Here is a 12,519-nt window from a genome sequence, read left to right as displayed (position 1 = left end):
CTTACCGCATCACTCGTCCGAATGCGGTTCCCGGTGATAGGCTTCCGCATCGACGACCACCCAGCCGTTGGGGCCGAGATGTTCCTGCGGCTTGAAGCGGGCCTTGTAGGCCATCTTCTGCGAGCCATCGACCCAGTAGCCGAGATAGACGTAAGGAAGGTTCAGCCTGCGGGCGCGCTCGATATGATCGAGGATCATGTAGGTGCCAAGCGGCGACTTGGCATAGTCCGGGTCGTAGAAGGAATAGACCATCGACAGTCCGTCGGAGAGCTGGTCTGAGAGGGCGACACCCAGAAGCTTGCCTTCGCCCGCTCCGGTGAGGAAGCTGTTGGGGCCGCGGCGCCGGTATTCGATGACGAGCGTTTCCACATGGGTGTCCTCGACCATCATCGCATAGTCGAGCACGCTCATTTCCGTCATGCCGCCATTCTCGTGCCTGGCCTGCAGATAGTCGCGGAAGAGGTCGTATTGCTCGGCCGACGGGCTCGGCGGCAGGCGCGCACCGACGATGTCGGCAGCGGATTTCCAGACACGCTTGAAGGACTTGGTCCACTGAAAGTCGGCAACCCGGACACGAACGGAGATACAGGCCTGGCAGCGCTCGCACGCTGGCCGGTAGGCAATGTTCTGGCTGCGGCGGAACCCGCCCTGGGTCAGAACCTCGTTGAGGGCCGGCGCGCCGTGGCCGACGAGATGGGTAAAAACCTTGCGCTCTTGTTTCCCCTCAAGATAAGGGCAGGGCGCTGGCGCCGTAAGGTAGAACTGCGGATGGTCTGTGGGGTGCCGTGTCACCGTGTTGTCCCGCGAATCCTTGTTGCTCTTGTTCCTGTTCCCGGTCCTATAATCCGTAATACCATGGCGCGACCAATGAGAAGGTCAACCATAAAATAAGCGCGAGTGGCGTTCCGGCCCTCACAAAGTCCATGAACTTGTAGTGGCCCGGACCCATGACGATGAGGTTTGTCTGGTAGCCGATCGGGGTGGCGAAAGACGAGTTCGCGGCGATGATCAGGCAGACCACGAAGGCCTCCGGGCTCTGTCCTATCTGTTCCGCAAGCTTGATGGCGATTGGGGTGAACAGGACGGCGGCGGCGTTGTTCGACAGGAAGTTCGTCAGGATCATCACGATAAAGAACAGCGCCGAAAGCATAACCGGCGCCGATGCGCCGTGCAGAACCTGTACCAGGCCGGTCGCGATCGCGTTGGCACCGCCCGTTCCCTCCAGTGCGACAGCGGCAGCAAGCGACGCCCCCACCAGCATGAAGATACGGCTGTCGATGGCACGCATGGCCTGGCGGATGTTCAGGCATCCGGAGACGATCATGGCAAAGGTGCCGGCGACTGCGGTTGAAACAATCGGCACCAGGCCGCTTGCGGCGAGCACGACGACGCAAGCGAAGATAACAAGCGCGTAAGGGGCGTAGCGCTTGCGCGGCACCTCGGCCATGGACCAGTCCAGCAGCAGCACGTCGCGGTTGCCGCGCAGGCGCGCAATCGCTTCCTCGCTGCCTGCGACAAGCAGCACGTCGCCGGCTTCCAGCCGGATATCGTTCATCGCCATGCGCGGCATGCGGCTGCGCCGCTGGATGCCCATCACCAGGCAGCCGGTGTCGTTGTAAAAGCCCGACTGGGGCAGCGTGCGCCCCATCAGGCGAGAGGCCGGAGCCACCACCACCTCGGCGAGGCTGATGGTGCCGGCGGGGGCCGCCTGGGTTTCGCGGCCGGAGCCGTTGCTGTCGCCTTCCGTTTCCATCAGCGGCTGACGGCGGGCGAGGGCGTTGGCAAGGGCGGCGCGCGTCGCAGCCACAATCACGGTGTCGCCCGGAGACAGAACCACGTTTTCGAACGGCGGCAGGATCGGCTTCTGACCACGCTGCACCAGCCGCACGGTCATGTCCTTCAGCTTCGGGAACATGCCGGAGACGGATTCAACACCGACCAGCGGATGGCCGTAGGTGATTTCGATCTGCGCGATGAACTGCTTGCCGGACGAACTCTGAAACTCTTCCGCCATGGTTTTGCGCACGGGCAACAACTTCGGCATGAAGAAGAGCACATAGATCGTGCCGACGCCGGCGACGATCAGGCCGATTGGCGTGAAGCTGAAAAAGGTGAGGCTCAGGTCCGAGCTTTGTGCTGCAAAGTTCGCGACGAGCAGGTTGGTCGACGACCCGATCAGCGTCGTCATGCCGCCAAGGATCGCCAGGAAAGAAAGGGGCATGAGCACCCGAGCAGGCGATTGTCCGACGGTCGCCGCGACGGCGGTCAGGATCGGCAGGAACATCACCACGACCGGTGTGTTGTTCAAAAACGCGCTGAGGGCCGCCACGGTCAGAAGCACCGGAATTGCAGCGCGCAGGGATCTGCCGCGGGTCATTCGCACGATCGCTTTGGCGGGGGCTTCCAGCGCGTCCGTCTGGAACAGGCCCTGTCCGATGATCAGCAGGCAGATGACCGTAATCAGCGCCGGGTTGGCAAATCCCGCCAGAAAATCGCCAGCGCCGATCAGGGAGCCGTCCGGCTTGCCAACCGGAAACACGGAAAAGATGACGATGAACGCGGAAACGGAGCCGAGAGCGATCGTCTCGATCGCATAGCGCTCCAGGGCGTAGAGGACGACGGTTGACGCAATCACCAAAAAGGTCAGCGCCATGGCAATATCGACTGAGTGCATTCACCTGCCCAAGGCCACGATGGCCGAATTCACGAAAGGACACTCTAAAGCAGGCGCACCCGGCTATGGAAGAGACTTAAGGCAATATTGCCGTTGATAGATTTCTACGCCTCATCGGCTATTCGTCGCAGTCTTGTCAAGCACTTGGCGCTGGACAGCACTCTACGTGCTCTTCGCTGTTGCCGGCTGGCGAACGTTTGTCCACGATCCTGACAGCGGGCTCATGTATATCTGTTATGCTCAGAGGTGGCTGAACTGGCTCCGGTCGCCACTCTTCTTCGGTCTTCACCTGACCTGGGTTACGTTCTGCGTAATCATTGCCATGCTGTTCCTCATCCTCAACTTCGTCGGAGGGAACTGGCAAAAAGATCGCACCGCGGCGCTGCTGTTTGTTCCATACGCCATATGGGTTGGATTTGCAGCGTTGCTCAATCTGTCGCTCGCAATTTTGAACTGACTTCGCTCAAGCCCGGCCGTGTGTCTGCGCGTAGCTCGTGTGATGGGCCGAATTGATGACGACCGTACCGAGGACCAGATCATGCAGCAGGCGCTTGCGGTCGGAGAAGAGCGAGACCAGCAGTACAAGCGGCGTCAGCAGCGAGATCGAGAACCAGAACAGGATTGCATGGACGGCCGCCAGCAACGGGTAGGGCTTGGCACCGTACCAGAGCCGCATCTCAAGGCCCATCGCCCGCATGCCGAGCGTCGAGGCCTGAGGCCCACCAAGGGTGAAGGCCACGTAAAGCAGGGCCACCGCCGTCGGCAGGATGGCATAGAGCAGGAAACCGAGGCCGAGCGTAAAGACACCCAGGAAAAACACCACGATGCCCGCCCCGAAGGTCAGGAGTGCGATGACGATCACGTCGATGAAGAAGGCAAAGATCCGCCGGCTGCGCACGCCCGAAAACAGCTCCGGATTGCGCACAGGATCTAAGACGTCCTGACGGGCATAGTCCGAGGTGGTTTCAGCTGACATGGTCCGGCTCCCTTGAGTTTGATGGTACTCATGTGGGGATTGCTCAGGGATTTCGCAATTCTCCTGTCTCGGGACTTAAAGCGAGCAACGCTGAGGAGCCACACCGATTACCTCATCCTGAGGAGGCGCGCAGCGCTGTCTCGAAGGATGGGCCAAGAATTCCGGAGCAAGTGGCCTATCCTTCGAGACGGGCTTGCAGCCCTCCTCAGGATGAGGTCACTGGTCTTTGATGGCCGCAGAAAGAACGGTTGAATGCCCGTCGCCCTCCTCAATCCATCCGGTCGCCGATCTCCAGATACCGCACAATGAACGCCCGTTCGCGCAAGGCAGCAACGATGCGCTCGCCGTGCGGGCGGTCGAAGGCCTCGAAGGTGACGTCCAGCGTCGCGCCCTTGGCAGGAACATTGAGGAACAGACGGTGGTGCTCCACATCGACGACGTTGCCCTGCATGTCGCCGATGACAGTGGCGATTTCACCGAGAACGCCCGGGCGGTCCGGCGTGTCGATGCGGATCGAGACCAGCTTGCCGTCGCGGGCAAGCTCGCGCACCACGATCTTTGAAAGAAGCCGCGGGTCGATATTGCCGCCGCAGAGTACCAGGCCGACGCGCTTGCCCGCAAAGCGCTCCCGATTGCCGAGGAGGGCGGCGAGACCGGCAGCGCCTGCCCCCTCGGCAATCGTCCGCTGCAATGTGAGATAGGCGTTGATTGCCTGTTCGATGCTGCTTTCGGAGACGAGCAGAATGTCGTCGACAGTTTTCTTGATGACCTCAGTCGTCAGCACGCCGATGTCACGCACGGCGATGCCCTCGGCGATCGTGGCGCCTTCGCAGCGCACGTCCTTGCCGTAGAAAGCACCCCACATGCCCGGATAAAGCGTCGTCTCGACGCCGATCACCTCGACGGAGGGCTTGATCGCCTTGGCGGCTGTCGCAATGCCCGCGATAAGACCGCCGCCGCCGACCGGAACGATCAGAACATCAAGATCCGGCTGCTGCGCCAGCATCTCGATGCCGATGGTGCCCTGGCCGTGGATGACATGGGCATCGTCATAGGGGTGTACCCAGACGAGGTTCTTTTCGGCGGCCAGCCGATCGGCTTCTTCCTTGGCCTCGGCCAGCGTATTGCCGGCAAGAACGACTTCGGCTCCATGATTGCGGGTGGCGGAGATCTTCACGAAAGGCGTCAACACCGGCATGACGATGGTTGCCGGAATGCCGAGTCGGCCGGCGTGGTAGGCAACGCCCTGGGCATGGTTGCCGGCCGAAACCGCGATGACACCGCGTGCCTTTTCGTCCGCGCTCAGGCTGGAAAGCTTGACAAGGGCGCCGCGTTCCTTGAAGGCGCCGGTCACTTGCATGTTCTCGTATTTGACGTAGACCTCGGCGCCTGTGAGCTGCGACAGGCGCGGGGCCGGGAGGCAAGGTGTTTCGATCACCGCACCGCGCAGGAGATCGGCCGCGGCCTGGACCCGGCTGAAGGTGACCTCGTCTGATGAGACGGTCATTTGCCGGCCGCCAGCATCTCCGCCACTTTCGGCGCGAAATAGGTGAGGATGCCGTCGGCGCCGGCACGCTTGAAGGCAAGCAGGCTCTCAACCATCGCCTTGTCGCCGTCGAGCCAGCCATTGCCGGCCGCTGCCTTGATCATCGCGTATTCGCCGGACACCTGATAGGCATAGGTCGGTACCTGAAATTCGTCCTTGAGACGCCGGACGATGTCGAGATAGGGCATGCCCGGCTTCACCATCACCATGTCGGCACCTTCGGCGATATCGAGCGCGGCTTCCCGGAGCGCTTCGTCGGTGTTGGCCGGGTCCATCTGATAGGTGCGCTTGTCACCCTTCAGCGTGCCGGAAGAGCCGACCGCGTCGCGGAACGGGCCGTAGAAGGCGGAGGCGTATTTGGCCGAATAGGCCATGATCTGCGTGCCGCGGAAGCCTTGGGAATCGAGCGCCTGGCGGATCGCACCGATACGGCCGTCCATCATGTCCGAGGGCGCGATCACGTCGGATCCGGCCTCCGCCTGCACCAGGGCCTGGCGGCAGAGCTGGTCGACGGTCTCGTCGTTGAGAATGGTGTCGCCTGCCATCAGCCCGTCATGGCCATGGCTGGTATAGGGATCGAGAGCGACATCGGTCATGAGGCCGAGGTTCAGCCCCTCCGCCTTGATGGCACGCAGCGCCCTGCAGGTGAGGTTCTCCGGATTGAGCGCCTCGGAGCCGGTCTCGTCGCGCAAGGCAGGGTCGGTATAGGGAAACAGCGCGAGTGCGGGGATATTCAGCTTCGCCGCCCGTTCCGCTTCGCGCACGGCCTCGTCCACGGACAAACGCATCACTTCCGGCATGGAAGGCACGGCCTGGCGGACATTCTCACCATCTACGATGAAGATCGGCCAGATCAGGTCATTGACCGTCAGCGTGTTCTCGCGCACAAGCCGGCGGGACCAGTCGGTCTGGCGGTTGCGGCGCATGCGGGTACCGGCAAGAAGCGTGTCCATGTGGTCGGAGGTGATCGGCGGAAGCGGGGATTTTGACGGCATCGGCCCTGTCTGTTCTCTAAACTTGATGGAAAGCGCATTCTGATCGAAGCGAGGCGCCAATCTATCACGCAGATTGACGCATTCCAACATTCTGTAAAATAACTGAAATTTATAACGAAAAAGAGATTGTTTGACGTTCGCGTCAAATGTGCTTTAGTGCGGCCGATCGATCTGCAGACCGGGCGCGAGGGAGTCGCGCAGCCCGCTGCCGCTTTAGGGAGGACAAGCCGTGGACTTTTCACTCAACGAAGATCAGCGTGCCTTTCAGGACATGGCCGCAAGCTTCTCACGCGACGAGCTCGCCCCCAATGCAAAGCAGTGGGACGAGGACAGCCACTTTCCGATCCCGACCCTGCGCAAGGCAGCCGAACTCGGCTTCGGCGGCATCTATGTCAAGGAAGAGGTCGGCGGCTCTGCGCTGACCCGGCTCGACGCGGCGCTGATCTTCGAAGAACTGTCCCAGGGCTGCACCTCGACGGCGGCGTATCTGTCGATCCACAACATGGTCGCCTGGATCATCGACACCTTTGCCTCTGAAGACCTGCGCCAGAAATACCTGCCGAAGCTCTGCACCATGGAGCTGCTCACCAGCTACTGCCTGACGGAGCCCGGCTCCGGCTCCGATGCGGCGAGCCTTCGCACCAGCGCGAAGGATGATGGCGATCATTATGTCCTCAATGGTTCCAAGGCTTTCATCTCCGGCGGCGGTGTCAGCGATCTCTATGCGGTCATGGTGCGCACGGGCGGCGAGGGCGCTGCCGGGGTCTCCTGCCTGCTGGTGGAAAAAGGTACGCCCGGCCTCAGCTTCGGCGCAAATGAAGTCAAGCTCGGCTGGAAGAGCCAGCCGACCGCCCAGGTGAATTTCCAGGATTGCCGGGTGCCGAAGTCGAACCTTGTCGGCGTTGAGGGTCAGGGCTTCAAGATCGCCATGGCGGCGCTCGACGGCGGCCGCCTCAACATCGGAGCCTGTTCGCTCGGCGCCGCGCAGGCCTGTCTCGACCATGCCCTGGCTTATGTCCAGGAGCGCAAGCAGTTCGGCCGGCCGATCGCCGATTTCCAGGCCCTGCAGTTCCGTCTTGCCGACATGGCGACCGAACTGGAAGCGGCCCGGTTGCTGCTGCACAAGGCGGCCACCGCAGTCGACGCCAAGTCGCACGACGCCACCAAGCTGGCGGCCATGGCCAAGCGGCTGGCGACGGACACCGGCTTCAAGGTGGTCAACGAGGCACTGCAGCTTCATGGCGGATACGGCTATCTGCGCGACTATCCGATCGAGCGCTATTTCCGCGATGTCCGCGTGCACCAGATCCTGGAAGGCACCAACGAGATCATGCGGCTCATCATCGCCCGGCATCTGTTGAAAGACTGATGAAGCCTTTCGCCCCAACTTTTTGAAACGACTCTTCTTTTAATGTGAGGCGCCTCAGTGAGCGACGAGATCCTGTTCGAACAGCGCGGCAAGGCCGGCTTCGTCACCCTCAACCGGCCCAAGGCCCTGAACGCGCTGAGCCATCCCATGGTCTCGGCCCTGGCCGCGCAGTTGACAGCCTGGGAAACTGATCCCGGGATCGCCCACGTTGTCGTTACCGGTGCAGGTGAAAAAGCCTTCTGCGCCGGCGGCGACATCCGTAGCATCTATGACGCGCGCCAGGCGGGGCAGGTGGATGGTCTCGGTGCCTTCTTCCGCGAGGAATATCTCCTCAACGCGCAGATCAAGGCCTATCCGAAACCCTATGTCGCGCTCATCGATGGCATCGTCATGGGTGGCGGCGTCGGCGTTTCGGTCCATGGCAGCCACCGGGTCGGTACGGAAAAGACGCTTTTTGCCATGCCGGAAACCGGCATCGGTTTCTTCCCGGATGTCGGCGGCACTTATTTCCTGCCGCGCATGCAGAAGAAGAGCGGCGTCTACTGCGCCCTGAGCGCCGGCCGTTTGAAACAGGGCGACGCCCTGACGACCGGCGTGCTGACCCATGCCCTCTCGTCGGAAAACCTCAAGGACGTGGAACTGTCGCTTGAGACCGCGGACGATATCGGCGCCGCGCTCGCCCCCTATCTGGTGACCCCGGAACGGGGACCGGTAACAGAACATCTGAACGAGATCGAACAGGCCTTTTCGGCTGCAAAAGTGGAAGAGATTCTTGCACGCCTCGACGCGTCAGGCAGCGATTTTGCGTTAAAGACCGCTGCCGCCATCCGCGACAAATCGCCGACAAGCGTCCTAATTGCTTTCGAGCAGATGCAGCGCGGCGCTGAGCTTTCCTTCAACGGCTGCATGAAGCTGGAATACCGGATTGTCTCGCGCATTCTGCGGGGAACCGAGTTCTACGAAGGCATCCGCGCGGTGCTGGTCGACAAGGACCAGGCACCGAAATGGTCACCTTCCCAGTTTGGCCAAGTGGACAGCGCCGATCTGGCATCGTATTTCGAGGGACCACCCGACGGAGACCTGCCGCTTTCCTGAAGCTGCAAGGTCCCGACAGACCCAACCGGACCCAGACTATAGATGATTACGAGCTTTCAGGACCTGATCGAAGCCCGCCCGCCCTGGAGCACGCTTCTCGTCTGGTATCTGCGCGTCATTGCCGTCATCCTGTTTTGCGGCGGCGTCATCTATTGGGCACGCATCATCGGCATTGTCGAATGGCGCGGTTTCTGGTTCTGGGACATGCCGGTGCCGATGCAGGGGGCGATCGTTTTTTTCGCCGTGCTCGATCTGGTTGCCGCGACAGGCCTCTGGCTGACCGTCTCCTGGGGAACGGTCATGTGGATCTTCCGTTGCTTCTGCCAGATCGTCATGCACACCGCCTTTTCCGATCTCTATGGCCGCCGTCCCTACGAGATCGCCTTCTATCTTCTGACGATCGCGATCTATGCGGTCCTGGCCTATCTGATGGACCGGGAAAGCCGCGTCAATTCCGGCTGAGCCGGATTGAATCGATTTCTGAAGCGCCTTGACCGGTCTTTCATCGGATCGGGTCAACAGATTCAAAAGAAACACGAAATCTCTCTGGGAGGACATCACGTGAGCACTATCGGATTTATCGGCCTCGGCAATATGGGCGGCCCGATGGCCATCAACCTGGTCAAGGCGGGACACCGGGTTCTCGGCTTCGACCTGTCGGATACGGCGCTTGCTACCCATGCCGAAGCCGGCGGCGAAAAGGCTGCCAGCGTTGCCGAACTTGCTGCAGTCGCCGATGTCATCGTCACCATGCTGCCGGCGGGCAAGCACGTGCGGCAGATCTATCAGGGCGAGGGCGGCATTCTGGATGCGGCGAAGCCAGGCACCGTGATGATCGATTCCTCCACGATCGATGTCGATAGTGCCCGTGCGGTCAGCGAGGCTGCTGCCGCGAAAGGCATGAAGATGGTCGATGCGCCGGTCTCCGGCGGTGTCGCGGGCGCGGCAGCAGGCACTCTGACCTTCATGGTCGGTGGTGAGGACGGGGCATTCGAGGCGGCCAAGCCCTATCTCGACATCATGGGCAAGACCATCGTGCACGCGGGCGGCGCCGGTACCGGGCAAGCGGCCAAGATCTGCAACAACATGATCCTCGGCATTTCCATGATCGCCGTTTCCGAAGCTTTCGTCCTTGCGGAAAAGCTCGGCCTGGACAAGCAGAAGTTGTTCGACATCTCCTCGACCGCATCCGGCCAGTGCTGGTCGCTGACCTCCTATTGCCCGGTGCCGGGACCTCTGCCGACGTCACCGGCAAACCGCGATTACCAGCCAGGTTTTGCCGCGGCAATGATGCTGAAAGACCTGAAACTGGCCCAGGAAGCGGCCAGTTCGGCGGGGGCTGCAACGCCGCTCGGCGCAGAAGCTGCCTCGCTTTATGCGCTTTTCTGCAATTCCGGCGGTGCGGCGCAGGATTTCTCGGGCATCGTGAAGTTCCTGCGCGGATCATCATGAATCAAAGATTAAACCGACCTCTAAAACACCTGTCGAAAGTTAACCGATGATTCAGCGTGTCTCTTAAGCGGATTTTAGAATCGCTCGGTTAGATTGCGTAACAAGGCGGGAAAATATCCGTCGAACGACAGGTACAAAAGAGGCGCAATCACATGATCACCGCAAGTAGGGCAGTCGACGCTGTTGCACAGAGTGAAGGGGAAGAGCTGGAGATCAAGCCGCTCTACCTCGAAGCTCTTACGCTCGTTGAGCGGCTGCATCGACGTCTGCTGGACGTTATCAAGGACGAGTTCGACCGCATGGGCCGGTCCGATGTCAACAGCGTGCAGGCTCTGCTGCTGTTCAACATCGGCGACAGCGAGCTGACGGCCGGGGAGCTGCGCACGCGCGGTTACTATCTGGGTTCGAACGTTTCCTACAACCTGAAGAAACTGGTCGAAACCGGCTATATCCACCATCAGCGTTCGCGCATGGACCGCCGGTCCGTTCGTGTCAGCCTGACGGAAAAGGGCAGGGACGTCGCCAAGATCGTCAACGATCTTTACGAGCGTCACATGCTGTCCGTGGAGCAGGTCGGCGAGATCGGTCCGCAGGACTTCGTTGCCCTCAACAAGTCGCTGCGCCGCCTCGAGCGGTTCTGGACCGACCAGATCCTCTACCGCCTTTAATTTTTGCGCGGTCCATTCAGATGACAAGGCACCGCCCGCCGGGCGGTGCCTTCTGTTTTTCCGGCCTCTCCTCAAAATTGCGGAGAGGTTTTTTCTTGTCCGTAAAAAACAAAGCTATATCCGCTTCGGAATCCCGGCTTCCGCCGGTCATGACATCTTGTGGTCACATTGGAATGGCTTTGTGCGATGTCCCTGAAACCAAGATGGTTAAGAAATCAAGCGATTTGTTAACTCCCTTCCGTTAGGAATGGGGCCAGGAACAAACGCGGCGGCCCGATTGCTTGGGGCTTGGCGCACCCACTGAAGAAATTTGCGCTTAGACGTGCAGCAACATGGGGTTGGCGATGAACCTTTTATCCGCGCCGTTCGGGATAAAGCTTCACAGGAATTTGACCGCTGGAAAAACGTTCACGAGCATGATCGTGCTGGGTATTGTCGCGCCGTTGATGGCTGCGACCGGCTCCAATGCACAGACCGCGCCGATCACGATCGCACAGAATCAGCAAGTCGAATGGGCGGACAATTTCGACATTGCGACGGACCACATCACCGAGGTGAAGTCGTCCGCGCCGACGCTTTCTCCGCAAACCGCCGATTACATCGCGATCGCCATCGACCGGTACCAGCGCATCGTGCAGGCGGGCGGCTGGGGCACTGTCAGCAGCGACGGAAAGTCCCTGCGCATCGGTGCCAAGGATCCGCGCGTCGTCGAACTGCGCCGCCGTCTGATGGTCTCCGGCGATCTGGAACAGCAGGCAGGCCTTTCCGACACCTTCGATTCCTACGTCGATGCGGGCCTGCGCCGCTTCCAGCTGCGCCACGGCCTCATTCCGGACGGTGTCATGGGCGAGGGCACGGTTGCCGCGCTCAACATTCCGGCCGATGTGCGCCTGCGTCAGCTCGAAACCAACATGATCCGCATGCGCACCATGTCCGGCTTCCTCGGCGACCGCTACGTGATGGTCAACATTCCGGCAGCGGAAATCGAAGCCGTTGAAAACGGGTTCGTCCGGTCGCGCCACACGGCGGTTGTCGGCAAGATCGACCGGCAGACGCCGATCCTCAACAGCAAGATCTACGAGCTCAACTTCAATCCTTATTGGACGGTTCCCGTATCGATCATCCGCAAGGACCTGATCCCGAAGATGAAGCAGGATCCGCAGTACCTGGCGAAGAACAACATCCGCATCTTCGACTGGAGCGGTAACGAGCTCGACTGGCAGCAGATCGACTGGAACACGGACGAGGCGACCCAATACCGCTTCACCCAGGATCCGGGCTCCGAAAACTCCCTCGGGTCCGTCCGCATCAATTTCCACAACACGCATCAGGTCTATCTGCACGACACGCCGTCGAAGACCCTGTTCGGCGAAGAGAACCGGTTCCATTCCTCCGGCTGCGTGCGTGTCCAGAACGTGCGTGAACTGGTCACCTGGCTGTTGCAGTCAACGACGCCCGATTGGGACCGCAGCCGTGTCGACGGTGTGATCCGGACCGGTGAGCGGGAAGACGTGAAGCTGAAAAACCAGATCCCGCTTTACCTGAGCTACATCACGGCCTGGGCCAACGCCGATGGTGTGGTGCATTTCCGCGACGACATCTACAATCGCGACGACATTTACGGCACGGGCGATCAGGCGCGTCTCTGACGTTCCTTCGTTCAGCCAGGAACGGTGACACCTGAAACGCCAGTCTTGATAAGGCTGGCGTTTCGTGCGTTTGATCGAACGGCTGTCATTGAGGA

General features: G+C 60.8%; 12 protein-coding genes. 7 read left to right on the top strand and 5 right to left on the bottom strand.

Annotated elements, in window-relative coordinates:
• Window positions 1-9: 9 nt before the first annotated feature.
• On the bottom strand, window positions 10-792 hold the full coding sequence (locus tag ACX3M4_RS07185) for an arginyltransferase (RefSeq protein ID WP_459357900.1): 783 nt from the start codon (window positions 790-792) through the stop codon (window positions 10-12).
• Between the two features lie 46 nt (window positions 793-838).
• Window positions 839-2,674 carry an SLC13 family permease gene (locus tag ACX3M4_RS07180; protein ID WP_459357899.1) on the bottom strand — a complete coding sequence of 612 codons (1,836 nt, stop codon included), beginning with the start codon at window positions 2,672-2,674 and terminating at the stop codon, window positions 839-841.
• 133 nt (window positions 2,675-2,807) lie between these two features.
• On the opposite strand from ACX3M4_RS07180, the gene ACX3M4_RS07175 reads away from it, so the two are divergent.
• Window positions 2,808-3,131 carry a TspO/MBR family protein gene (locus tag ACX3M4_RS07175; RefSeq protein ID WP_459357898.1) on the top strand — a complete coding sequence of 108 codons (324 nt, stop codon included), beginning with the start codon at window positions 2,808-2,810 and terminating at the stop codon, window positions 3,129-3,131.
• 6 nt (window positions 3,132-3,137) lie between these two features.
• Here the strand turns inward: ACX3M4_RS07175 and ACX3M4_RS07170 are convergent, their stop codons facing one another.
• From ACX3M4_RS07170 to hemB, 3 genes are all read right to left on the bottom strand, one after another.
• Complete coding sequence (locus tag ACX3M4_RS07170) at window positions 3,138-3,650, bottom strand: RDD family protein (RefSeq protein ID WP_459357897.1); 513 nt, start codon at window positions 3,648-3,650, stop codon at window positions 3,138-3,140.
• A gap of 268 nt (window positions 3,651-3,918) precedes the next feature.
• The gene (locus ACX3M4_RS07165; RefSeq protein ID WP_459357896.1) at window positions 3,919-5,157 is read right to left on the bottom strand and encodes a threonine ammonia-lyase; all 1,239 of its coding nucleotides are present in this window, start codon (window positions 5,155-5,157) and stop codon (window positions 3,919-3,921) included.
• On the bottom strand, window positions 5,154-6,149 hold the full coding sequence (hemB, locus tag ACX3M4_RS07160) for a porphobilinogen synthase (protein WP_459359385.1): 996 nt from the start codon (window positions 6,147-6,149) through the stop codon (window positions 5,154-5,156). Before hemB ends, ACX3M4_RS07165 begins: the two co-directional genes overlap by 4 nt.
• A 271-nt stretch (window positions 6,150-6,420) precedes the next feature.
• On the opposite strand from hemB, the gene ACX3M4_RS07155 reads away from it, so the two are divergent.
• The 6 genes from ACX3M4_RS07155 to ACX3M4_RS07130 all read left to right on the top strand — a co-directional run bounded on the left by ACX3M4_RS07155 (window position 6,421) and on the right by ACX3M4_RS07130 (window position 12,424).
• Window positions 6,421-7,560: an isobutyryl-CoA dehydrogenase gene (locus ACX3M4_RS07155; RefSeq protein ID WP_459357895.1), complete on the top strand. Its 1,140-nt coding sequence runs from the start codon at window positions 6,421-6,423 to the stop codon at window positions 7,558-7,560.
• A gap of 57 nt (window positions 7,561-7,617) precedes the next feature.
• A complete protein-coding gene (locus ACX3M4_RS07150) occupies window positions 7,618-8,655 on the top strand; it encodes an enoyl-CoA hydratase/isomerase family protein (protein WP_459357894.1) in 1,038 nt (345 codons plus the stop codon).
• A gap of 42 nt (window positions 8,656-8,697) precedes the next feature.
• Window positions 8,698-9,117, top strand: coding sequence for a DUF6163 family protein (locus ACX3M4_RS07145; protein WP_459357893.1), 420 nt, complete (start codon window positions 8,698-8,700; stop codon window positions 9,115-9,117).
• Between the two features lie 99 nt (window positions 9,118-9,216).
• On the top strand, window positions 9,217-10,107 hold the full coding sequence (gene mmsB, locus ACX3M4_RS07140; protein ID WP_459357892.1) for a 3-hydroxyisobutyrate dehydrogenase: 891 nt from the start codon (window positions 9,217-9,219) through the stop codon (window positions 10,105-10,107).
• A gap of 152 nt (window positions 10,108-10,259) precedes the next feature.
• Window positions 10,260-10,775, top strand: coding sequence for a transcriptional regulator LdtR (gene ldtR, locus ACX3M4_RS07135; RefSeq protein WP_459357891.1), 516 nt, complete (start codon window positions 10,260-10,262; stop codon window positions 10,773-10,775).
• 416 nt (window positions 10,776-11,191) lie between these two features.
• The gene (locus ACX3M4_RS07130; protein ID WP_459357890.1) at window positions 11,192-12,424 is read left to right on the top strand and encodes a L,D-transpeptidase family protein; all 1,233 of its coding nucleotides are present in this window, start codon (window positions 11,192-11,194) and stop codon (window positions 12,422-12,424) included.
• The last annotated feature ends 95 nt before the right edge of the window (window positions 12,425-12,519 follow it).

This window comes from Roseibium sp. M-1, from assembly GCF_054515675.1.
This window is presented reverse-complemented; position numbering and strand designations above follow the sequence as displayed.

Coding starts and splice junctions, on each gene's coding strand:
- ACX3M4_RS07165 (WP_459357896.1), bottom strand. CDS start 5,157: ATGACCGTCTCATCAGACGAGGTCACCTTCAGCCGGGTCCAGGCCGCG.
- ACX3M4_RS07180 (WP_459357899.1), bottom strand. CDS start 2,674: ATGCACTCAGTCGATATTGCCATGGCGCTGACCTTTTTGGTGATTGCG.
- ACX3M4_RS07170 (WP_459357897.1), bottom strand. CDS start 3,650: ATGTCAGCTGAAACCACCTCGGACTATGCCCGTCAGGACGTCTTAGAT.
- hemB (WP_459359385.1), bottom strand. CDS start 6,149: ATGGACACGCTTCTTGCCGGTACCCGCATGCGCCGCAACCGCCAGACC.
- ACX3M4_RS07130 (WP_459357890.1), top strand. CDS start 11,192: ATGATCGTGCTGGGTATTGTCGCGCCGTTGATGGCTGCGACCGGCTCC.
- ACX3M4_RS07145 (WP_459357893.1), top strand. CDS start 8,698: ATGATTACGAGCTTTCAGGACCTGATCGAAGCCCGCCCGCCCTGGAGC.
- ldtR (WP_459357891.1), top strand. CDS start 10,260: ATGATCACCGCAAGTAGGGCAGTCGACGCTGTTGCACAGAGTGAAGGG.